This is a genomic window from Mesorhizobium sp. P3_B5, assembly GCF_056402815.1.
In genome coordinates this window covers 40,379-59,881 of record NZ_JBFUGR010000003.1, presented here as the reverse complement: position 1 = coordinate 59,881, position 19,503 = coordinate 40,379, and the positions used below count along the sequence as shown (strand labels likewise).

Below are 19,503 nucleotides of genomic sequence, written 5' to 3'. Positions count from 1 at the left end.
TCAGGTGGGGTAGTGTCGGGCGCTTTACGCCGCCGCCGCGATCTGCTGGCTGGCGGTCGCGGCCACCACGGCGTCGACCTTGGCGGTCGCCTTGGCGAGAGCCGCGGTGACGGCATCAGCGCCCATGCCGACGCCTTCGATGCGGATGACCTCGACATCGGTCATGCCGAGGAAGCCGAGGACTGAGCGCAGGTAGGGGACAGCGTGGTCCATCTGGACCGCAGCACCTTCGGAATAGATGCCGCCCGACGCGAGCACGATATAGACCTTCTTGCCGGAAACGAGGCCCTTGGGGCCGTTTTCGCCATAGGCAAAGCTCTTGCCGGAGCGGGCGATGTGGTCGACCCACGACTTCAGTGTCGAGGAGATGTTGAAGTTGATGAAGCCGGTGGCGAGGATCACGGTGTCGGCGGCGAACAGTTCGTCAAGTGCGACGTCAGAGACGCCGACCACTTCGGCCTGGCGCTGGGTTCGGGCTTCGACAGGCGTGTAGATACCGGTCGAATAATCGGCATCGATATGCGGCAGCGGGTTGGCGACGAGATCGCGCACCACAAGCGTCGCCGACGGATCGGCGGCAAGCAGCTTTTCAGCGAATTCAGTGGCGATACGGGTCGAGTGCGAGGCGTTGCCGCGCGGGCTGGATGTAACGAGAAGGATGGACATGGGGCTCTCCAGGGTTGGAATGAATTGTCCAGCCAGATATGGGGCCACCGACCCATTTGAAAAACTGGTATATTTTCTATAGTATCCATCTACAATCTGGATAAGACGATGCAACCCAACCCAACGCTCGACCAGCTTCAGATCCTCGTTGCCGTAGCCGACACCGGCAGTTTCTCGGCCGCCGGCCGCAAGCTCAACCGCGCGCAATCCGTCATCAGTTATGGCGTCGCCAATCTCGAGGCGCAGCTTGGGCTGAAACTGTTCGAGCGCGAGGGCACGCGCGAGCCGCAGCTGACCGAGATCGGCCGGGCGATGCTGGAAGATGCGCGGCGCATGGTCGACGTGCTGCAGCGTATCCGCTCGCGCGTCGACAGCCACCATCAGGGACTGGAGGCGGAGCTCGCGCTGGCGCTCGATGCGGCGCTGCCGGCGCCGGTGCTGGTGCGGGTGCTGAAAGCGTTCGAAGCGCAGTTTCCGACGGTGATGCTGCGCCTGCATATCGGCACGCTTGGCCTGATCCCCGACCTTGTCCTCAGCGAACAAGCCGATCTCGGCATTGGCGGCCTGCTGGGCGAGGTCGACGTGCATCTGGTGAACATCGGCTTCATGTCCATGGTGCCGGCGGCGGCAGCCAGTCATCCGCTGGCGCTGCTGCCGAAGCCCGTGGCGCTCGAGGAAGTGCGCGAACACATCCAACTCGTCGTCTCCGACCAGTCCGAGCGCACCAAGGGACGCGACTACGGCGTCTTTGCCTATCGCACCTGGCGGCTGACGGACATGCGCACCAAGCATGTGCTGATGCGCGCGGGGCTGGGTTGGGGCGGGTTGCCGCGCTGGCTGATCGCCGACGATCTGGCGAGCGGCCGGCTGGTGGAACTCGACCTCGAACCGTTCAAGGAGGCGAAAGCGCCGCTCTATGCCATGCATCGCGTCGACCGCAGCCCGAAGCCGGCAGCGGCCTGGCTGATCGACCAGTTCAAAAGTCAGCTCGGCTGCTTCAACGAGTTCGAGCCGGGGCAGGTGCCTGAGGAAGCGCCGGAGACAGTCCGTCGATCAGCGCCATGAGAACGGCGCGGTAATCTTCGGCTGAGGCGCCGGTCTCGATGGCGAGCGCTGCGCGGTCGAAGGCGGCGGCAAGCAGCGCCGTCAGCGCTTCGGCCGGCAACCGTGTCATTGCCTGCGCGCGCATCGCCGCAACGAGGCCCTCGCGCAAGGAGCGACTGCCGTGGCGGTTGTCGATTGCGTCCATGGCGGCGCGGCCAAGCACAGCCGGTCCGTCGAGCAACAGAAGCCGGGTGCGGCCGGGCGTGCGCATGGCGGCAAGATAGGCGTCGGAGCCGGCAATCAGTGCGTCGCGGGGGAACAAAGAGGGCGGCGAGGCGCGCTCGATCTCTTGCGCCACAGCCGCCGCCTCCTGCTCGACCACGGCGGCGAACAGCGCCTGCTTGTCGGCAAAGTGGTGATAGAGCGCGCCGCGGGTGACGCCGGCAGCCGCGACAATCTCGGGTGTGCCGGTCTCGGCATAGGATTTTTCGGTGAACAGTTTTCGCGCTGCCGCGATCAGGTCGGCGCGTGTCGCTTCGGTGCGGTCGCGGTTTGAGCGGCGAGCGGATTCTTGTTGCATACATGCAGCCTGTATGTTATTTCAACTTACATGCAGACTGTATGTTGTTCGGCGGGAGAAGGAAAGATGAAGACGACGAGCTATTATCCGGTGCTGATGACGGGCGACGTTGCCGGCACGGCAGCCTTCTATGTCAACCACTTCCGCTTCAAGCCGCTGTTTGCGAGCGACTGGTACGTGCATCTGCGGTCGACCGACAGCAAGCGCGTCAATCTCGGCATCGTCCAGGGCGACCATGAAACGATCCCGGAGGAGGGGCGGGGCCGCACATCAGGGCTGCTGATTAATTTCGAGGTCAGGGATCCGGACGCGGTCTACGAACGGATCCTTGCTGCCGGCCTGCCGATCCTGCGCAGTTTGCGCGACGAACCCTTCGGCCAGCGTCATTTCATCACCAAAGATCCCAATGGCGTGTTGATCGACGTGATCAAGCCGATCCCGCCGAGTGAAGAATTTCTGGCGCAATTTGTTGAAGGAGTGGCCGGCTAGACGGGCGGAGCAAGGCCTCAGCTGGCTCTTGCCACCGGCGTCACCGTCACCTGGCTCACTCCGGTGCGGCGCACGACGGTGCACAGCGTCTCGCGGCCGATGCGTTCGGCATCCAGCATGCGCACCAGATCGTCGACTCCGGTGACCGGGCGGCCGTCTATTGCCGCGATGATGTCGCCCTCCTTCAGGCCGGCCTTGGCCGCCGGGCCGTCCTTCTCGATGCTGCGCAGGCGCACGGCCGTACTGCTCGACACTTGCGACAGGAGGGCGGCGCGGCGTGGCAGGTTGGTTGTGTCCGCCGAAATGCCGATGAAGGCGCGCCGCACGCGGCCGAAGCGGATGATTTCCGAAATGACGAAGTTGGCGGTGTTGGAGGCGACAGCGAAGGCAATGCCTTGCGCGCCGTGGATCATGGCGGTGTTGACGCCAATGACCTCGCCGGCCGACGAAACCAGCGGCCCGCCGGAGTTGCCAGGGTTGAGTGCTGCGTCGGTCTGGATGACGTCGTCGATCAACCGGCCGGTGGAAGCGCGCATCGAGCGGCCGAGCGCCGAGACGACGCCTGCCGTAACCGTCCATTCGAAGCCCAACGGATTGCCGATGGCGATGGCGATCTGGCCGCGCCGCAGGCGTTTGGAATCGCCGAGCGGTGCGACGTCGGTAAAGCTGCCGTCGGCGCGCACCAGCGCGATGTCGGTGTCGGGGTCGCGGCCGAGCACGCGGCCTTCGCTGGAGGCGCCATCCGGCATCGAGACGCGCACCGTGCGGGCATCGCCGACGACATGGAAATTGGTGACGACCAGTCCGTCGGGTGCGATGACGAAGCCGGACCCATGGCCGCCGGCGCCACCGATGCGCTCGATGCGGCAGACGGCCGGACCGATGCGGTCGACCGCATCGGCGACGGTCGTCGAATAGGTGTCGAGCAAGGTATCGTCCGATTGGAATTTTTGGGCGGGAAGGGCCATCGACGGCTCCGTGTTATCAGGCCAAAGGATGACTATATGTGCGAAGCGGCCTATTCGGCCGCGACCTGACCAGATGGCCAGTCGAACCAGTAACTAGCCGTCAGGCGAGTACAAGCGAACGCGTAGCCGAGCGATATCTGGGGCATGAGAAAACCCAGGAGACACCAATGAGCGACTTCAACCTGAGCGCATTTTCCGATGCCATCGCCGACATCGCGGCAACCGCGGCACCGGTGGCGGCAAGCTTCGCCACGCATCACCACCGCACGGCAACCGCCTTCCATTGGCGCGACGGCTATTTCGTCACCGCCGAAGAGGCGGTGGAAACCGGCGAAGAGATCGAGTTGACGCTGGCCTCCGGCGAAACCGTCAAAGCCGAATTGGTCGGGCGCGACCCTTCGACCGGTGTCGCCTTGCTGAAGCCGGCAGGTGCTGTCAGCGCACCGGCCCTGGCCAAAGCGGGCGCGGTGCGGCCGGGCAACCTGGCCATCGCCGTTGGCAACAGTGACGGCGCGGCGCTCGCCGTGTTCGGCACGGTCGCCGAGGTTGGCCCGGCCTGGCGCTCGATGCGCGGCGGCACGATCGACCAGCGCATCAACCTTGCGGTCGGTGCCGGCGGCCGTTTCGAGGGTGGCCCGGTGCTCGACGCCAAGGGTGCGTTGATCGGCATGCTTTTGTTCGGTCCGCGCCGCCGCGCGTTGGTCATGCCCTACGAGACGATCGAGCGGGCAGTGGCGACGCTGCGCGAGAAAGGTCACGTCGCGCGCGGCTATCTCGGCGCCGGCCTGCACCCGATCCGCGATGGTAACGCGCATGGCGCCATGGTGATGAGCCTCGACGACAATGGTCCGGCCAAGGCCGCCGGTCTCTCTCTCGGCGACATCATCGTTTCGTGGAATGGCGAAGCGGTGCACGGTCCGCGCGAGCTGATCCGCAAGCTCGGGCCTGACAGCGCCGGCGCCTCGGTGACGCTTGGCGTGGTGCGCGGCGGCGAGACGCGCGAGGTCATGCTGACCATCGGCGAAAAGCCGCTGAGCTGAGAGGATCGATGGCAGGCAGCGAGGCTGACGGAATCGCAAGTGCCGGGATCATGGGGCGGCGGCTGACGGTGCTGATCGCGCTCGGTGATGCCGCGCGCGCCGAGCGCCTGTCTGCTGCGCTTGCCATGAGCGACGATCTGCTGCCGGTTGTCGTCGGCGGCGGCGAGGTGGCTGATGTCGCCATCGTGGATGGCGACGCGCCGGAAAACGCGCTGAGCGGCAGCGGCATTGATGCACACATCCCGCGTGTGCTGCTCTCCCCGGGGGCAAACCCCGTGCGGCCGACGGGTGCAGTGTTTGCCGTGCTGCCGGTGGCAGCGGACGCGCTGCTGATCGCGGCTGCCGTGCGGCTGGCGGCGGCGGGCTACCGGATTTCCGGCGAGGGCCGCCCGTTGTCTGACCGGCGTGACGATTTCCATGATGGCGATGGCGACCTGTTCGAAGATGAAACGCTTGACGGCGTTTCATCCAGGCCATCGCTTTCGCCGCGCGAGAGCGAGGTGCTGGCGCTGCTAGCGGAGGGCGCGCCCAACAAGGTCATCGCGCGGCGGCTCAACATTTCCGTGCATACGGCGAAGTTCCACGTCGCCGCGATCCTGATCAAGCTCGGCGCCGCCAACCGCACCGACGCGATTGCCATCGCAATGCGGCAGGGCCTGGTGCTGGTCTGATTTCGATCACACTGCTGCTTCGATGTCGGTCAGGCGGAAGTCATCGCCCTTGAACAGCAGCGGCATGGCTTCGAGCCGCGCCGTTGCATAGGCTATGCAGTCACCGAAGTTCAGCGCCGCCGGATGCCGGCCCTTGCCATAGCGCAGGAAGGCCTGGCGAGCGACGGCGGCGTGGTCGGCGGTGAAGGCGATGGTCTCGATAGAGGCGGTGCGCAGAAAGTCGTCGAGACGGTCCAGGATTTCATCCTGCCAGCCGCCCGCAAGCACCATCGTGGTTTCAAGAAAGGTCGGCGCCGCCATCAGGCGTCTTCTCGCCTGCGCGATAGCGAACGCGAAACGTTCGTGGCCTGGTTCTGCGCGCAGAATGGCGACAAGAGCCGAGGAATCGATGATCATTTCGTTGGGATTCCGAATTCATCATAACCGAGGATTTCGTCGTCGGTCATCGCGCCTTCCCGCTTTGGGATTTTTCCGGCCCTTTCGGAAATTGCCATCAATTGCTTAAACAGGTCGCTTGCTTCATCGCGCGGCACCAGCCGTTCGCGCGCAACTTCGCGCTCGAGGCTCTGGCGGATGGCCTCTGTAACCGAGACACGGCGGCGGCGGGCGAGCTCCCGCGCCAGTTGTTCGACTTCCATGTTTTTGATCGACAGTGCCATTCTATAATCTACCCATTTGTATAGAATATATATCAGCCAATCGGCAAATCCAATGGATTTCCTGTGTCCCGTCACGCCAGCCTCCCCAGCGTCACCACGGCTGCCCGACGCAACCTCTTGTATCCGGCACCTGCGCGGGCAAGGATCGTACAAAGAGGCATACGAAGCGGAGGAAAAATGTCGCTCAAGGGAAAGACGCTGTTCATCTCCGGCGGGTCGCGCGGCATTGGGCTGGCGATCGCGCTGCGCGCCGCGCACGACGGCGCCAATGTGACGATCGCCGCCAAGACCGCCGAGCCACATCCGAAGCTGCCGGGCACGATCTACACGGCGGCTGAAGAGATCGAACAGGCCGGCGGCAAGGCGCTGCCGATGCTGTGCGACATACGCGAGGAGGCTCAGGTCGCCGAAGCGGTGGCAAAAACCGTGGAGAAGTTCGGCGGCATTGACATCTGCATCAACAATGCCAGCGCCATCCAGCTCACCGGCACGCTGGAGACCGACATGAAGCGCTACGATCTGATGCACCAGATCAACACGCGCGGCACTTTCTTGGTTTCCAAAATGTGCATTCCGCACCTGAAGTTGGCGAAAAATCCTCATATTTTGAATCTGGCGCCGCCGCTCGACATGAAGGCCAAATGGTTCAAGAACCACGTCGCCTACACGATGGCCAAATTCGGCATGTCGATGTGCACGCTGGGCATGAGCGCGGAGTTCGCCAAGGACGGCATCGCGGTCAATTCCCTGTGGCCGATCTCGACCATCGATACGGCGGCGGTGCGCAATCTTCTGGGCGGTGCGACAGTGGTGGCAATGAGCCGTTCGCCCGACATCATGGCCGATGCCGCGCACGCGATCCTGATGCGGCCGTCGCGCGAGGCGACCGGCAATTTCTACATTGACGAGGAGGTGCTGCGCGCCGAGGGCGTCAGCGACTTTTCAGTCTATGCGCCAGGCGCAACCGGCCCGCTGGCCGGCGACTTCTTTGTCCCTGACGAAGTGTTTGCGAACTCGAGCACGAAGATAAAAGGCATCTACTAGCGGCACCACCGCTGGCGTCATTCCTCGCTGGCCTTCTTGGCTTTGCCCAGGCCCATCAGCCGGTCGATATAGGCAAGCATGAATGCCGAGAGGACGAAGGCGAGGTGGATGATGGTCAGCCACATCAACTGGTCGGTGGTGTAGGAGACCGAGTTCAGGAACACCTGCAAGAGGTGGATCGATGAGATGGCGACGATGGTCGAGGCGACCTTGACCTTCAGCGAGCCGACATCGATCGTGCCCAGCCAGTGAACCTCGCCGTCATTCTCGTCGAAACGGCTGACGAAGTTTTCGTAGCCGGAGATTATGACCATCACCACCAGCGAGGCGACCAGAGCCGCGTCGATCAGGCTGAGCATCTTCAGGATGGTGTCGGTCTCGCCGAGCGTGAAGGCCATGAGAACGAACTCATAGAGCTTCTTGCCGAAGGACAGTGCGTAGATGGCCAGCGCCAAGCCCAGTCCGAGATAGAAGACGACCAGCAGCCAGCGCGAAGCGAGAATGATCGATTCAATGGCGAGTTCGAGACGCTTCATAAGGTGGTTCCGGTTGTTTCTTCTCTAGGCTTATGCACGCCCTTCTTCCAAAATCGCCAGGCAATTCTTGGGTGGGGTGAATTGAGGGCGGTATTTCGGGCAGGCCGACACCGTTTGCAAGGGCAGTCGTTCCAAACAGAAACCCCGCCGGGAGGGCCGGCGGGGCTCATGTGTCCCGCTGGAGTCGGGACAGGGCAGGGAACGCCCTATCGTGAATCTGGGGTGGGTAACCGCGCGATTCAATGATCTCTTCGAATCGCGCGGTTCACATCTTGGTCAGTTGGCGCTTGCCACCGGTGCCACCAGCGAGGTGATGCGGCGGATGGCGACGCGGCGGTTCTCGCGGTTGGGCCCCTGCGTGTTGACCTTCAGATATTCCTCGCCATAGCCCTGCGTCGTCAGGTTTTCAGGCGGGATACCGAAGGCGTTGGTCAGGGCCTCCGCCACCGACTCGGCGCGGCGGTCCGACAGGGCCAGATTGGCCACCGGCGTGCCGACCGCGTCGGTATGGCCTTCGATCAGGAAGGTCTCGGCCGGGTTCTTCTTCAACAGCTTCTCCATGGCGCTGGCGACGCCCTCGAGTTTCTGCACTTCGGTGTCGGAAATCGAGGCCGAACCGAATTCGAAGTTGAGTGTGTCGAGGTCGACGCGCCGTGCAATGTCGCGCACGCGGGCCGATCGCTTCACCTCGTCGATCGAATAGAGGCGTTGGACTTTTTCAACCGGCGGCTGCTCGAGGAAGTCGTAGTAGTCGTCCGGGCTTTCGACGTCCTCGGAATCCAGAATGTACTCCCGGCGGGAGATGTTGAGCCGCATCGGCGGCAGGTCGTCGCCGGGATCGCGCCAGTCGTTATCGTCGTCATAGTGCCGCTCGTCGACATAGCTCAGCACATATTCGCGGCCGTCCGGCGTGATGCGCGAGCGCTGGATGACGTCGCCGTTGCGGTTGCGGATGGTGACGATCTGAGTGCCGTTGGCGCGCACCACGGTTTCGCGGGTGCGGCCGCGCGGCAGATCCTCGTAATAGACATCCTTGGCGCCGCGGTTCATGCGCGGACCGTCATTGCTTTCGACGATCGTCTGGTTGTTGAACTGGATAATGACGCGGTCGCCGATTTCCTTCAGCACGTCCACGCCCTTGGGACGCCGGCGGTCGCGAACATTCTCGTCGGGTGCGCGCTCGACGCGCGTGCCCTGTTCCTCCGTCACCGGAACGATCTTTTCAGGCTTGATCTCCTGCTGGGCTGCCTTGTCGTCGGTAGGCGGCGGTCCCTGATCGACCGGAGCCGGCTGTGGGGTTTGCACCTGTTCGCCGGTCTGCTGGTCGGGCTGGTTGCCGCCCTTGTCCTTGCCACCACCCTTGTGCTTGCGCAGGACATCCTTCTGGCTGTCCAGGATGGGGGCCGCGTTTGGATCGGTCGGGGCTTCGCCCTGAACCGGATTTTCACCCTGAACCGGCTGCTCGCCACTGACGGGCTGCTCACCAGTGACAGGCTGTTCGCCGGTAGCGGGCTGTTCAGCGGTTGCCGGCTGTTCGCCGACGGGTTTCTTGCCGTGCTTCTTCTTATCCAGGGGCTGTTCGCCCTCGACGGGAGCCGCCTGCTGGTCGGTCGGAAGCGGTTCGGCCTGCGGCACGGGCTCTCCGGCAGGTGCTTCTGTCTTGGCCGGAGCCTGTTCCGCAGGGGCGGCCTCGATTTGCTGGTCCTGCTTGTGCTTTTTCTTGCGCGGGTTTGCCTGCTCATTGTCGTTCGCAGGTGCGGCCTGTTCGGCAGGTGCGATCTGTTCGGCAGGTGCCGCCGGCTGGGCTGGCTGTTCGGCAGGGGCAGCCTCGATCTGCTGCTGCTGATCGTGCTTCTTCTTGCGCGGCTTGAGTGGCTGCTCATCGACTGCCGGGGCTGCCTGTTCCGCAGGCTGTTCGGCCGGTGCCGCTTCGATCTGCTGCTGCTGATCACGCTTTTTCTTGCGCGGCTTCAACGGCTGTTCGTCGACTGCAGGGGCAGCCTGCTCGGCTGCAGGAGCGGCCTGCTCTGCCGGCGCTGCCTCGATCTGCTGCTCCTGCTTATGCTTCTTCCTGCGCGGCTGCAGTTCTTCCACAGCGGGAGCGGCCTGTTCGGCTGGGGCAGCCTGCTCGGCTGGAGCCGATTCCGTCTGTTGCTGCTGGTCCCGCTTCTTCTTGCGGGGCTGTTCCTGCTCGACGGGTTGCTCGCTCTGCGCGGGCGCGGCCTGCTGTTCAGGCTCAGCCTTCTTCTTTTCCGGCTTCTTTTCCGGTTCTGCCTGCTGCCTCTGGGCACAGGCTTCGGCCGATTCACCTTCGACGCAAGCAGCTTGCGCCAGGATGAGCGGTGTTGCCGTGCGCTGCAACGGGGCGAATGTGGCACCGCTGTTCAGCGGGAACGCGCCCAACGGCGCGGATGCCATCAGCAGGCCAAGCGCTGTGCCTGCCAGAATCCGTGGTTGGCGTTTCATGTCAGAAATTCTCCTTGTGGGGTCCCATCCCTGCCCAAACTGTCCTTAACCGGATTGGTTCCAGTTTGCAGGCATTACCGGCAACGAAAGACGTTTGGCCGGCGTTTTGAAGGCGATTTCGTGTTTTTCGTATGGTGCGGCTGGCATTTGCGACCATCGCGCTGCTTGACCTTGACGCCAGCCCGGGCCACATCCCCGCAATGGACAAACCCTTCTGGAAAACCAAGACGTTGGAGGCGATGACCCCGACCGAGTGGGAGTCGCTCTGCGACGGGTGCGGCAAATGCTGCCTGTCGAAACTCGAGGACGAGGACACCGGCGAGATCTACTGGACAAGCGTCGGCTGCCGGCTGTTCGACGCTCAGACCTGCCGCTGCTCGGACTACGCCAACCGGCTGGCGCGTGTTCCCGACTGTGTCGGGCTGACACCGCAAAATGTGCGCACCATCAGCTGGCTGCCGAAGACATGCGCCTACCGGCTGGTCGCCGAGGGCCGCGATCTCTACTGGTGGCACAGGCTGGTTTCGGGAAGTGCCGAGACCGTGCACGAGGCCGGCATCTCGATCCGCGGCCGGGTCAGCGCCAGCGAGACCGACCTTGCCGAGCCGGAGGACTATTTCGACCATATGCTCGACGACGAGCCCTGACTCGTTTGCGGAACAGACTTTGCGCTCAAACGTTTTGGGCGATCAAACGTTTGGACACCCAGGCGTTTGCGAGATCGGATTTTTTTGAGGTTCAGGATCGTTTGCAAACGGGGAAGGCCGGAATTCCATCAGGGTTCGCCCGTCCCGCAGATTAACCGAAAATGAACAGCCGGTTCGCAATGAGTTCAGACTGCAAGGAGCATTCTCCGCTCCATCGGTTCGACGAAGACGGGCAAAAAGCCCTCAACAAGGAGAGAAGACAATGTTCAACGTGATCAAAACCGCGACGCTTTCGGCCATGATTGGCCTCAGCACGCTTGCCGCCATTCCCGCTGCTCATGCCGACAGCCTGTATCTCGGCTTCGGCAACGGCGACGACAGTTTCTTCCGCCGCGAGCATCGCCGTGACGACCGCGACTGGCGCCCTGACGACCGTGGCTGGCGCCGGTTCTGCTCGCCGGATCGTGCTCTCGACAAGGCCGAGCGCATGGGTCTGCACCGCGCCCGCATCGTCGACATCAATCGCCGCACGGTGAAGGTTGCGGGCCGCCAGTACGGCGATCGCGTGCTGGTCGTGTTTGCCAATGAGCGCGGTTGCCCGATCCTCTACCGCTAAAGCGAGATCGGCACGGGACACGACCGAAAGGTCGGTCCGGAGACATGACCTTCTCCGAAGGTCAGTCTGGAGTAGTATGAGCCCCTCCACACGGATGGGTGGCTCAAGCAAAACCCCGGAGGATCGATCCTCCGGGGTTTTTCATTTTCATGACTGACGTTTCAGGCGCCGGTCACTTCAGCTCGAAGGTGCCACTCACTTCAGCTCGAAAGTGACGGTAACCTGCACTGCATAGGAATTCTCGCCGGCCTGCACCGGAACCGCGGCACCGGCCGCATCGAAAGCCTTGGCGTTGATCGGCATCGGCGCTGGCGCGACATTCTGGTCGGTGATCTCAAGCACCCGGCCAATGCTGACGCCTGCGGCTTCCGCCAGTGTCTTGGCCTTGGCCATGGCGTTGGCGACCGCTTTCTTGCGGGCTTCGGTGATGGCCGCCGCCGGGTCTTCATTGGTGAAGGCGATGCCGCCACCCTGGTTGACGCCGAGCGATACCGCCTTGTCGAGAATGTCGCCGGTCTTGTCGATATCGCGGATGCGCACCGAAAGCGTGTTGGTCACCTGGTAGGCGACGAGCTCGGCCTCCTGGCTGCCGTCCGGCTTGTTGGTGTAGTTGTAGCGCGGGTTGATCTGGATGCCGGCGGTCTGCAGATCGCGTTCCTTGATGTCGGCCGATTTCATCGACGCAATCACGGCGGCCATGGCATCATTGTTGGCATCGAGTGCGGCGCGCGCGGTCTTTGCCTCACGCATGACGCTCAGCGTCAGCAGTGCCAGATCGGGTGCCATGGTCGCATCGCCTTCACCGGAGACAATGATGCGGGGTGATGGCAGCGAATCGGCAGCGTTGGCCATCGCCGGAAAAGCGATTGCGGCAGCAAGTGCTAGAGGCAAAAGATATCTGGTCATGAAAATCTCCTTGGTCTGCGATCTGGTCGCACCTGCCAAGTAGGGCGCGAATATGTGCTGATTTGGGCGATCGCTTCCAGCCCTTCCGGAAAGCCTTGTGCCGCCCCGGGAAAAACATTATCCAGCCAGCGTGGGGCCTGTAGCTCAATGGTTAGAGCCGGCGGCTCATAACCGCTTGGTTGGGGGTTCGAGTCCCTCCGGGCCCACCATAACCGCTGATGTTGTTGCCGAAAATTGCCGTCGGCCCAGAAGTTCTGGGCCAGTTGTGGGCCGCAAATCTCTCCCGTCTCTGTTGCTGTCTGGCATCGCCGGCAAGGCACCCAGATAAATCCGCTGGCATCTGTCCACATCGATGCCAACGTTTTCGACAAGCCAGAGGCCCAGAGGGGCATCTTGACCGAGGCGCCTGGCAGATCGGTAATGTCCCTTGAATTTGACGGGCTGTCGTTCGTCGCCGCTCGCCTGTCGTTCCGCAGTGGAGAGCTGTTGGAAACGGTACCTCTACAGTTGACCATGTTAATTTTTTCTGCCACAAATGAGGTAGAAAAAATTAACATGAGGTTCACGGGCCGTGACCGCTTCCCGCATCTTCTCCCAGGACTACGAGGTTAGTTCCCGTTTGGATCAACTCGGTCTTACCGCCGCCGAGTTAATCGAGGTAGTTAAGCAGGCAGTCGCCGCCAAGGCGAGCTATGTTCTGAACTTCCCGCTCAATGCGGCGGGTCAGCTTTCCTACATCTACGGCACTGGTGGCTTGCGTGACGTCCTACGTCTTAAGGGATGGGAAATCGACCGCACCGGAAACATCGAGGCGACCTTCAATCCGAAGACCGGGATGAAGATCGTCTTCCAGAACGTAGACAGCGCGTGCGACGACAGCCGCGATCCGAAGGCGATTTCTGATAAGGGGCCGGCGGCTACGCGCGCGGTCGATTCGGGGCAGAAGAATCTTTTCAAGGAGTTCGACGAGGAAGACGAGCGCCGCAATGCGCGCGAGAATGCATCGCTTTGGTATTTCTGCGTGTACATCAATGGCGACGATGTGAGGGCTGAACTCGCTTTCCCGATGAGCATCGAGGAAAAGCAGTTCAAAGACTTCAATGAACGAATCTACATCATCAAGCCCGGCGAGTGGGCTAGCATCATGCCGAAGGAAGGTGACGACGAAACGCCGGCCCAGGACTTCGAGATCAACGTCACCCGCAAGAAGTAGCAGTCATGTTCAGCGGTCAACGAATGAGCCTAGCGCGAAAAAGGCGCAGGCTCACCAGCAGAGGATTCGCCCAGCTTATCGGCGTGTCGCCCGTTACGATTACCCGGCTAGAGGGAGAAAAAAACGAACCGTCGCCGGAAACGGTCGATGCCATCGCAGCGGCGCTGAAGTTTCCACGGGAGTTCTTCTTTGGTGACGACGTCGATGAGGTCGAAAAAGACGCCGCAAGCTTTCGTAGTCTCACGGCGATGACGGCACGCGAGCGTGACGCCGCGCTCGCCTCCGGGTCGTTCGCCTACTTGCTATCCGACTACATCTCAGAGCGGTTCAACTTACCCGAGCCAAACTTGATCGATCTGAGCCATGAGCGTGATCCGTCTTCCGCGGCGCGCACTATTCGTCAGGTCTGGGCTTTGGGAGAGCAGCCGATCAGCAACATGATCAAGCTGCTGGAGTCGAAGGGTGTACGCGTCTTCTCGCTGGCTGAGAACACGAAGAACGTCGATGCATTCTCTTGTTGGCGGAACGATATTCCATACATTTTTCTGAACACCTTCAAGTCCGCTGAGCGAAGCAGGCTGGATGCCGCGCATGAACTGGCTCACCTAGTTCTTCATCGGCACGGTGGCCCGCGACAAGGTCGCGAAGCTGAGATCGAGGCGAACACCTTTGCCTCAGCATTTTTGATGCCGGTTGCCGACGTGAAATCTCGCGTTCCTTTTGTGAGGCGATTGGATGATCTTGTTACCGCTAAGCGGCGATGGGGTATTTCGACCGCTGCGCTTGCATATCGCCTTCATAAGCTAGGGATATTGAGCGACTGGCAGTATCGCACATTCTGCATTCAGATGAATGAGCGCGGCTTCCAGCAAAATGAACCAAATGGCGTTGCTCGCGAGGAATCGGTGGTGTGGAGGACAGTGCTTACGGCGCTTTGGAGCGAGAAAGTTTCGAAGCATAAAATCGCCGCTGATCTCAACTTGCCGCCTGACGAATTGGAAAACCTTGTCTTCGGTCTAACTGGTGATCCCGCACCGCCGGTTCGGCCGGCGGGCAGGCCGGACATTCGCCAAGTATCGTGAGCTTTCGTGCTTGGTACTAAGCATAGAAGTTCAGATATTGGTGATCATTGAGGGCACTTGGACCGCTTTGGATAGCGACAGCGGTCGTGACTGCGACTAGGCGCTCGCCCTCATGAACGACGTAAAGGTCCGTCTCGCCAATCGCGTCAGGCTGGGCGCAGGCCAGGAGACGGACGTTTCGTTATTTTACCACACGGATGACAGCCCGGCGTTTCATGGCGTCGCGTTTCGCCTCGCGCTCATTGATGGCGCGAGCAATATCCACCGCGATCCGCTTCTTGTTTGCCTCACGGACGTAGTCGTCGGTAACGGTCATCGATGAGTGCCCCATCGCCTCCATGATGGCGCGCGCCTGGATGTTGCATTCGGCGAGGTAGGTCCCGAAGGTGCGGCGCAAGCCATGGAGGGTGTAGCCGTCTGAAATTCCTGCCTGCCGGGTCCAGTGCTGCATCATCCCGGTCAGGCTCTTTTCCGAGAACGACGTTTTGTAAGCATTCTTCAAGACGGTGCCGCCTTGCGAGCGGTCGAGCGGCTCCAGCGCCGCCGCCAGCTTGTCGACGACCGGAATGAACATTTCTCTGCCGCCGTGTCGGTTGCGGTTCTTCTTTTGGCGGAAGTCGAAGGCTTCGATCAATTCCAATGAGCCGTCGAAAAGCTCGATCTCCTCGGTGACGAGGTCGTCCCACCCCAAGGCCGCGATGTCGCCGCGCCGGTTCCCGAGCCAGAAACCCAAGGCGTAGCAGGTGCGAGCAGGGGTGCCGATCGGATGGCGCGTCTCGAACTTCTCCCGCACGGCGACTGGCCACGCCGGGTTCCTCGTAGACTTGGGCACGCGCACCCGGATCGACAGTGACGGGTCATTCTGCGGCTTGATCCATTTTTCAACCTCCGTCGCGACCCAAAGCAGCTTCTTGATCGCCACCAACATGTGCTTCGCAACGGTGCGGTTGGTTGCGAAAATGGCTTCAATGACAGCGCGAAGCCGATCTGCGTCGAGGTGCTCCACCGGCGTGTCACGCCATGTCAAAGGATATCCGGGTTCAACCTTTAGGTTTAGAAAGCGTTCGATCAACCGGGCATTCTTCTGCTGTGTCGCACTGTCAAAGTCCAGCCATTCCATCGTGCCCTCAAGCCGTCTTGCGGCATGACCAAAGGACTTCGGCCGCGCTCGACCTGGCAGGTGGATGACCACTGCCTGCGTGCCAAGACCCTGGATTGCCTTTTGGTATTCGGCTTCGAACTCGGGATCTCCAGGCTGCCCGGGAAGTCGGATCTCGGGCATGCCCTTGGCGCGGTAACGGTAGATCACCTTCCCATTTTTGGCGCGCGATGAAACGCCGGGATAGCGCTCGTTCTTGAAAGGCCTGGCCATCAAATTCTCGTTTCAATCTGTCTTGCGGCGGCCTGACCGTATTGTATGAAAGGCCTACGCTTTCCTGGCGTTCCGGGTGCTCCGTTCAAGAAGGGTCTGAAGCTCAGTCTTCTCGTCGGGCAAGGAGGTGAACGCGATGTCGAGCGCAACACGGTCCCAAATGGTGCGGCTGTTGACGTGCTTTGGCGTAGGCATCCGTCCGTCGGCGACCATCTCGTCGAAAAGTGTTGAACCAACGCCGACGTAACGTGCAGCTTCATGTCTCGAGAGGCCCCTGGGCGGGTATGAGATTGTATCGCTCGTCATGCTGATCGCCCGGTGCCTAAGTGCGTTTGTAGGGCGCATCTAAGGTGGTGCAGACGGGGCGCCTATGGGCAATCTACGCTGTACTATAGGGGAAGTGCCTTTTCAGCCTGATGGGTCTGGGTGCGAGTGCTATTAGTCAAAAACCCAAGTTTTTGTGCGAACCGAGGGCGGGTCTATTCCCGCCGCCAACCCACCCTTTCTGCCGAAAAAAGGTGTACCCCTTCCCCTGCCAACTCCAGGTGCACGGGCGAACGAAAAGATCCGCGGCCGAGCCGGTTCCAAAACCTTCCAGCCGGCGGCGGAGCTGCAGGATGGAAATGCTGGCCCAAAATCCAGCTGGCCGCGCCGCTGTTCATTGCGCCTGCGGATCGACCGCTTTGCCGAGAAGATGTCGGCCGCGAGATGCAGGTGGATCGTTGGGGATAAGACTGCCAATCGGGTTCGAAAAACGCTGTGAGAGCCGTGGGCGAACTTGGGCCCCGAGGAAGGCCATTGGACACACATGGGCGGGTTGAGGAAGGAGGCAGAAGGAGCAGAGCGTACGAGGATCATTCAGAATCCTCAGGGTTAAACTTTGCGATGCGCTCGACGGCCTCTCGAAGCGTTGCCGCCTTCCGCCGGCCTCGCTCCTGGATCATCTCTCGGAGCCGATCAGGCGGGATGGTCGACTCGAAGTCCGCCGAGGTTATTTCGCCATCCTGATAGGTGAACTTGAGCGCCATTGCGCCGACCAGATTGACGTGTTGGGCAAGGACGGATGCGAGCTCGTTGAGGCTGGCGGCGTGGGCGTACAGGAGCGCGGTGGCTACAGGCGATCTGCGGATGATTGTATTGCTGACCAGGAGCTCGAAGCCCTTCCACCACATCAGTTCCCCGATGCCTCGCCCTGTGACCGAGGCAGCGGACTGAGCCGCGCTCACGTACCTGGCCAGAAAGTCGGTTTCATAAACCACTTCGTGGTCGCCTCGCGCCCAGTTTACCTCCGCGTTTCCCTTTTGGTTCACCGTCGCGTGGAGATAAGCCCGCGGTTTCCTGTTCTCATCGCGTACGGCGGAGCTCCAGTTGGCGGGATAGATAAGGACATCGACGTGTTCTTGGTTTAGGCCGCATGTGTAGTCGTCATCCAGCATCCATGCCAGATCCTCGTTCAGTCTGGATGGCCCGGCCCGATGGCGGTCTCGCGCCAGGGCCAGATAGTCGGAGCTCAAGATTGATGAGTCGAATAGTTTGATCATTTTTGAAAGTCCTGTGGAGTATGCAGGCTGGACGCCGTGAAATTCGGCTTCGGATCGCTATGTTAGGAACGAGTCGCCCGTTCGAAGCGGCGCATGACATGGTGGTAGACTTCAGGAGTCTTGTGGCCGGCGTCCGTCATCAGGGTAGCAGCACTTCGCAGCGTCTCGATCGTTGGCTTGAGGGCGGGGAACTGGTCATCTTCGTGATGAAGGTCCAGTTCCGAGGAGAGTTCGAGCAGGAGGTCCGTCAGCACTTTTGCCGTTGTCTGGTCGATGGTCATGTTGTGAGTTCCTAGTCGAGCTTGAGTGGTGTCTAATATATCTTTTTCAGTATGAAACTGAAGGTTTGAGATAGATAAATATGAACGTGCGCCGCGCAATAGGTCGAGCGACATTTTTTTCGCGGAGAATGCGCCGATGACCGAGACCGAATGGCAGCGGCTACTAAGCGGAGTCGTGAAGGCTGAGCTGAAGCTACGGGGTCTCAGCTACGCCGACTTGGTGAAAAAGCTGGCTGACATCGGCGTTCACGAAAAGGAAGTGAACATCGCCAACAAGCTTTCACGGGGAACCTTCACGGCAGTATTTTTTGCGCAGTGCCTAAAGGCCGTCGGATCGCAGAGGCTGAAGCTCGACTGACATTCGTCGGCGCGCCAGCGCCTGGTCCATGCAGTCTTCTATACGCAGCTACCGCAGCTGGTTGTGCTGTCGGGTAGAGGCCCTTGGACTGGCCCAGGTCCTGGCGCAGGCGGGATTTGCCCACTCGGAGACGATCTCGACGAAGTTCTCTTCCCCTAGAGTATCGCGAATTACGCGCCTAGCGGAGCGAGGTTGGCGGGACCACATGGGTCGGGCAAATCCATTGAAAGGAAACCAATGTCCAACAAATATTTGACAGTCTCAGAAGTTGCCGACGTGCTTGGTGTGCTCAAAGAAAATATTTTGCGAATGGCTGAACACGGGGCGCTCCCACCTCCGGTCACGACAAACGGTGAACCACACTTTCCTGAGGAGCCTATCTTGCGTCGACGCGAGGAGGAGGACGACGCTATCCCCTCTGCCGGCGTCTACCTCTCGACGGGCGAAGATTATTTCTACTATAGGGTGGTGAAGGCCAGCCACATGCTTATCCACAAAAACTGGCCATTCGCAGTTTTCAGTCTCTGGGACAAAAGCCTCCACATTCGCCCATGGCTCACACACTTGGTCGATGATCTTCCCGATCACGAGACCATCTTGCTTTCCTGTGAGGACGCAAATGTCCCAGAGGTCAGTTTGGAGGGTCTTCCAAATCCCACTTCAATCGCTTGGGGATATAGCTGGGCCGGGCAGTATGATTTGGATGTGACGGTCGAAGCTCCAAACGTGAGCCACTAATCCCAGCAAAAAAATAGTACCGCGTCATGGACGCCGGGTTTCAAATGCTCGGCGTCCAAAAGGCTGCACTTGTGTGGTTCGCGGCATGCGCACATCACGCGCCTCGCCGCGAGATCTGGCTGCAGCACGACGCAGCACACTTCGGTTGTTCCCCTCTTCGGTAGTCACAATCTGATCGGCACTGGCAGCGGCCAGGCAGTTCAGAAGGAAGAACCACGTGAACGAACAATACCCGATCGATCTCTACCCATACTTGGCTAAGCAAGAAGGAGCTCTAATGGTTGATACCAAGGTCGCTCTCAAACTTCACATCCCGCGAGATGCTCTCGTCGAACTCGTTAAGGCAGGGCTTGGCCCAAGGCCGCATCCCGCTTTCGCGTCAGACCACTACTGGTTTTTGAAGGAGGCTGTTTCGTTCTGGAAATCTTGGGCAGCTCGCGGAGCAAGTGACGAAGATATCAGGCAAGCGGCCGATATCATCCTGAAGGACGATCGAACTCGACGTATTCGTGAGTTCGAGCACTATGACAATGCAGACCCGCGGAGGTTTCTGACTACCCTGTTTTCGCGGAAGGCATGGTAAGTG

General features: G+C 61.0%; 24 protein-coding genes and 1 tRNA gene. 13 read left to right on the top strand and 12 right to left on the bottom strand.

Annotation, left to right across the window (positions count from 1 at the left end; all coding sequences use genetic code 11):
• Positions 1–24: 24 nt before the first annotated feature.
• Positions 25–666, bottom strand: a complete 642-nt coding sequence (locus AC1DVW_RS09925; RefSeq protein WP_477322768.1) for an FMN-dependent NADH-azoreductase — start codon at positions 664–666, stop codon at positions 25–27.
• A gap of 108 nt (positions 667–774) precedes the next feature.
• Between AC1DVW_RS09925 and AC1DVW_RS09920 the strand changes: the two genes are divergently transcribed.
• A complete protein-coding gene (locus AC1DVW_RS09920) occupies positions 775–1,731 on the top strand; it encodes a LysR family transcriptional regulator (protein WP_477322766.1) in 957 nt (318 codons plus the stop codon).
• On the opposite strand, the gene AC1DVW_RS09915 is transcribed toward AC1DVW_RS09920, so the two are convergent.
• Positions 1,664–2,290 (bottom strand): TetR/AcrR family transcriptional regulator, encoded by a 627-nt coding sequence (locus AC1DVW_RS09915; RefSeq protein WP_477322764.1) that lies wholly within the window; start codon positions 2,288–2,290, stop codon positions 1,664–1,666. The two genes, AC1DVW_RS09920 and AC1DVW_RS09915, sit on opposite strands and share 68 nt — an antisense overlap.
• 66 nt (positions 2,291–2,356) lie before the next feature.
• Between AC1DVW_RS09915 and AC1DVW_RS09910 the strand changes: the two genes are divergently transcribed.
• A complete protein-coding gene (locus tag AC1DVW_RS09910) occupies positions 2,357–2,779 on the top strand; it encodes a VOC family protein (RefSeq protein ID WP_477322762.1) in 423 nt (140 codons plus the stop codon).
• A gap of 17 nt (positions 2,780–2,796) precedes the next feature.
• Here AC1DVW_RS09910 and AC1DVW_RS09905 read toward each other — a convergent pair whose 3' ends face one another.
• A complete protein-coding gene (locus AC1DVW_RS09905) occupies positions 2,797–3,747 on the bottom strand; it encodes a S1C family serine protease (protein ID WP_477322760.1) in 951 nt (316 codons plus the stop codon).
• A gap of 167 nt (positions 3,748–3,914) precedes the next feature.
• Here AC1DVW_RS09905 and AC1DVW_RS09900 point away from each other — a divergent pair, with 167 nt between their 5' ends.
• Positions 3,915–4,787: a S1C family serine protease gene (locus AC1DVW_RS09900; protein ID WP_477322758.1), complete on the top strand. Its 873-nt coding sequence runs from the start codon at positions 3,915–3,917 to the stop codon at positions 4,785–4,787.
• Between the two features lie 8 nt (positions 4,788–4,795).
• Complete coding sequence (locus AC1DVW_RS09895; protein WP_477322756.1) at positions 4,796–5,458, top strand: response regulator transcription factor; 663 nt, start codon at positions 4,796–4,798, stop codon at positions 5,456–5,458.
• A 6-nt stretch (positions 5,459–5,464) separates the two neighbouring features.
• Here the strand turns inward: AC1DVW_RS09895 and AC1DVW_RS09890 are convergent, their stop codons facing one another.
• Both AC1DVW_RS09890 and AC1DVW_RS09885 read right to left on the bottom strand, forming a co-directional pair.
• Positions 5,465–5,854: a type II toxin-antitoxin system VapC family toxin gene (locus AC1DVW_RS09890; RefSeq protein ID WP_477322754.1), complete on the bottom strand. Its 390-nt coding sequence runs from the start codon at positions 5,852–5,854 to the stop codon at positions 5,465–5,467.
• Positions 5,851–6,117, bottom strand: coding sequence for a type II toxin-antitoxin system VapB family antitoxin (locus AC1DVW_RS09885; protein ID WP_477322752.1), 267 nt, complete (start codon positions 6,115–6,117; stop codon positions 5,851–5,853). Before AC1DVW_RS09885 ends, AC1DVW_RS09890 begins: the two co-directional genes overlap by 4 nt.
• Before the next feature lie 177 nt (positions 6,118–6,294).
• Between AC1DVW_RS09885 and AC1DVW_RS09880 the strand changes: the two genes are divergently transcribed.
• Positions 6,295–7,161: an SDR family oxidoreductase gene (locus AC1DVW_RS09880; RefSeq protein ID WP_477322750.1), complete on the top strand. Its 867-nt coding sequence runs from the start codon at positions 6,295–6,297 to the stop codon at positions 7,159–7,161.
• A 17-nt stretch (positions 7,162–7,178) separates the two neighbouring features.
• On the opposite strand, the gene AC1DVW_RS09875 is transcribed toward AC1DVW_RS09880, so the two are convergent.
• Positions 7,179–7,697: a TIGR00645 family protein gene (locus AC1DVW_RS09875; protein WP_477245229.1), complete on the bottom strand. Its 519-nt coding sequence runs from the start codon at positions 7,695–7,697 to the stop codon at positions 7,179–7,181.
• Positions 7,698–7,973: 276 nt separating this feature from the next.
• On the bottom strand, positions 7,974–10,163 hold the full coding sequence (locus AC1DVW_RS09870) for an OmpA family protein (RefSeq protein WP_477322748.1): 2,190 nt from the start codon (positions 10,161–10,163) through the stop codon (positions 7,974–7,976).
• 200 nt (positions 10,164–10,363) lie between these two features.
• On the opposite strand from AC1DVW_RS09870, the gene AC1DVW_RS09865 reads away from it, so the two are divergent.
• A complete protein-coding gene (locus AC1DVW_RS09865) occupies positions 10,364–10,810 on the top strand; it encodes a YcgN family cysteine cluster protein (protein WP_477245226.1) in 447 nt (148 codons plus the stop codon).
• 262 nt (positions 10,811–11,072) lie between these two features.
• Entirely contained in the window at positions 11,073–11,426 is a 354-nt protein-coding gene (locus AC1DVW_RS09860) for a hypothetical protein (protein WP_477322746.1), read from the top strand.
• Between the two features lie 195 nt (positions 11,427–11,621).
• Here the strand turns inward: AC1DVW_RS09860 and AC1DVW_RS09855 are convergent, their stop codons facing one another.
• The gene (locus AC1DVW_RS09855; RefSeq protein WP_477322744.1) at positions 11,622–12,332 is read right to left on the bottom strand and encodes an SIMPL domain-containing protein; all 711 of its coding nucleotides are present in this window, start codon (positions 12,330–12,332) and stop codon (positions 11,622–11,624) included.
• A 133-nt stretch (positions 12,333–12,465) separates the two neighbouring features.
• Here AC1DVW_RS09855 and AC1DVW_RS09850 point away from each other — a divergent pair.
• From AC1DVW_RS09850 to AC1DVW_RS09840, 3 genes are all read left to right on the top strand, one after another.
• Positions 12,466–12,541 (top strand) — tRNA-Ile (locus AC1DVW_RS09850).
• Positions 12,542–12,903: 362 nt separating this feature from the next.
• Complete coding sequence (locus AC1DVW_RS09845; RefSeq protein ID WP_477322742.1) at positions 12,904–13,545, top strand: hypothetical protein; 642 nt, start codon at positions 12,904–12,906, stop codon at positions 13,543–13,545.
• A gap of 5 nt (positions 13,546–13,550) precedes the next feature.
• Entirely contained in the window at positions 13,551–14,627 is a 1,077-nt protein-coding gene (locus AC1DVW_RS09840; RefSeq protein ID WP_477322740.1) for a helix-turn-helix domain-containing protein, read from the top strand.
• Positions 14,628–14,808: 181 nt separating this feature from the next.
• On the opposite strand, the gene AC1DVW_RS09835 is transcribed toward AC1DVW_RS09840, so the two are convergent.
• From AC1DVW_RS09835 to AC1DVW_RS09820, 4 genes are all read right to left on the bottom strand, one after another.
• Positions 14,809–15,999 (bottom strand): site-specific integrase, encoded by a 1,191-nt coding sequence (locus AC1DVW_RS09835; protein WP_477322738.1) that lies wholly within the window; start codon positions 15,997–15,999, stop codon positions 14,809–14,811.
• Between the two features lie 54 nt (positions 16,000–16,053).
• Complete coding sequence (locus tag AC1DVW_RS09830; RefSeq protein WP_477322736.1) at positions 16,054–16,305, bottom strand: hypothetical protein; 252 nt, start codon at positions 16,303–16,305, stop codon at positions 16,054–16,056.
• A 548-nt stretch (positions 16,306–16,853) separates the two neighbouring features.
• Positions 16,854–17,540, bottom strand: coding sequence for a hypothetical protein (locus tag AC1DVW_RS09825; protein WP_477322734.1), 687 nt, complete (start codon positions 17,538–17,540; stop codon positions 16,854–16,856).
• Positions 17,541–17,602: 62 nt separating this feature from the next.
• A complete protein-coding gene (locus AC1DVW_RS09820) occupies positions 17,603–17,821 on the bottom strand; it encodes a hypothetical protein (RefSeq protein WP_477322733.1) in 219 nt (72 codons plus the stop codon).
• Between the two features lie 136 nt (positions 17,822–17,957).
• Here AC1DVW_RS09820 and AC1DVW_RS09815 point away from each other — a divergent pair, with 136 nt between their 5' ends.
• From AC1DVW_RS09815 to AC1DVW_RS09805, 3 genes are all read left to right on the top strand, one after another.
• Positions 17,958–18,179, top strand: a complete 222-nt coding sequence (locus AC1DVW_RS09815) for a DUF6471 domain-containing protein (protein ID WP_477322731.1) — start codon at positions 17,958–17,960, stop codon at positions 18,177–18,179.
• Positions 18,180–18,416: 237 nt separating this feature from the next.
• Positions 18,417–18,917 (top strand): MerR family transcriptional regulator, encoded by a 501-nt coding sequence (locus AC1DVW_RS09810; protein WP_477322729.1) that lies wholly within the window; start codon positions 18,417–18,419, stop codon positions 18,915–18,917.
• A 217-nt stretch (positions 18,918–19,134) separates the two neighbouring features.
• Positions 19,135–19,500 (top strand): hypothetical protein, encoded by a 366-nt coding sequence (locus tag AC1DVW_RS09805; RefSeq protein WP_477322727.1) that lies wholly within the window; start codon positions 19,135–19,137, stop codon positions 19,498–19,500.
• The last annotated feature ends 3 nt before the right edge of the window (positions 19,501–19,503 follow it).

Bases quoted from the DNA above. Each gene is read 5' to 3' on its own strand.
- AC1DVW_RS09810 (WP_477322729.1), top strand. From the start codon at position 18,417: ATGTCCAACAAATATTTGACAGTCTCAGAAGTTGCCGACGTGCTTGGT.
- AC1DVW_RS09915 (WP_477322764.1), bottom strand. From the start codon at position 2,290: ATGCAACAAGAATCCGCTCGCCGCTCAAACCGCGACCGCACCGAAGCG.
- AC1DVW_RS09905 (WP_477322760.1), bottom strand. From the start codon at position 3,747: ATGGCCCTTCCCGCCCAAAAATTCCAATCGGACGATACCTTGCTCGAC.
- AC1DVW_RS09920 (WP_477322766.1), top strand. From the start codon at position 775: ATGCAACCCAACCCAACGCTCGACCAGCTTCAGATCCTCGTTGCCGTA.
- AC1DVW_RS09860 (WP_477322746.1), top strand. From the start codon at position 11,073: ATGTTCAACGTGATCAAAACCGCGACGCTTTCGGCCATGATTGGCCTC.
- AC1DVW_RS09825 (WP_477322734.1), bottom strand. From the start codon at position 17,540: ATGATCAAACTATTCGACTCATCAATCTTGAGCTCCGACTATCTGGCC.
- AC1DVW_RS09865 (WP_477245226.1), top strand. From the start codon at position 10,364: ATGGACAAACCCTTCTGGAAAACCAAGACGTTGGAGGCGATGACCCCG.
- AC1DVW_RS09855 (WP_477322744.1), bottom strand. From the start codon at position 12,332: ATGACCAGATATCTTTTGCCTCTAGCACTTGCTGCCGCAATCGCTTTT.
- AC1DVW_RS09835 (WP_477322738.1), bottom strand. From the start codon at position 15,999: ATGGCCAGGCCTTTCAAGAACGAGCGCTATCCCGGCGTTTCATCGCGC.
- AC1DVW_RS09910 (WP_477322762.1), top strand. From the start codon at position 2,357: ATGAAGACGACGAGCTATTATCCGGTGCTGATGACGGGCGACGTTGCC.
- AC1DVW_RS09880 (WP_477322750.1), top strand. From the start codon at position 6,295: ATGTCGCTCAAGGGAAAGACGCTGTTCATCTCCGGCGGGTCGCGCGGC.
- AC1DVW_RS09815 (WP_477322731.1), top strand. From the start codon at position 17,958: ATGACCGAGACCGAATGGCAGCGGCTACTAAGCGGAGTCGTGAAGGCT.
- AC1DVW_RS09840 (WP_477322740.1), top strand. From the start codon at position 13,551: ATGTTCAGCGGTCAACGAATGAGCCTAGCGCGAAAAAGGCGCAGGCTC.
- AC1DVW_RS09890 (WP_477322754.1), bottom strand. From the start codon at position 5,854: ATGATCATCGATTCCTCGGCTCTTGTCGCCATTCTGCGCGCAGAACCA.
- AC1DVW_RS09885 (WP_477322752.1), bottom strand. From the start codon at position 6,117: ATGGCACTGTCGATCAAAAACATGGAAGTCGAACAACTGGCGCGGGAG.
- AC1DVW_RS09895 (WP_477322756.1), top strand. From the start codon at position 4,796: ATGGCAGGCAGCGAGGCTGACGGAATCGCAAGTGCCGGGATCATGGGG.
- AC1DVW_RS09830 (WP_477322736.1), bottom strand. From the start codon at position 16,305: ATGACGAGCGATACAATCTCATACCCGCCCAGGGGCCTCTCGAGACAT.
- AC1DVW_RS09925 (WP_477322768.1), bottom strand. From the start codon at position 666: ATGTCCATCCTTCTCGTTACATCCAGCCCGCGCGGCAACGCCTCGCAC.
- AC1DVW_RS09875 (WP_477245229.1), bottom strand. From the start codon at position 7,697: ATGAAGCGTCTCGAACTCGCCATTGAATCGATCATTCTCGCTTCGCGC.
- AC1DVW_RS09870 (WP_477322748.1), bottom strand. From the start codon at position 10,163: ATGAAACGCCAACCACGGATTCTGGCAGGCACAGCGCTTGGCCTGCTG.
- AC1DVW_RS09900 (WP_477322758.1), top strand. From the start codon at position 3,915: ATGAGCGACTTCAACCTGAGCGCATTTTCCGATGCCATCGCCGACATC.
- AC1DVW_RS09820 (WP_477322733.1), bottom strand. From the start codon at position 17,821: ATGACCATCGACCAGACAACGGCAAAAGTGCTGACGGACCTCCTGCTC.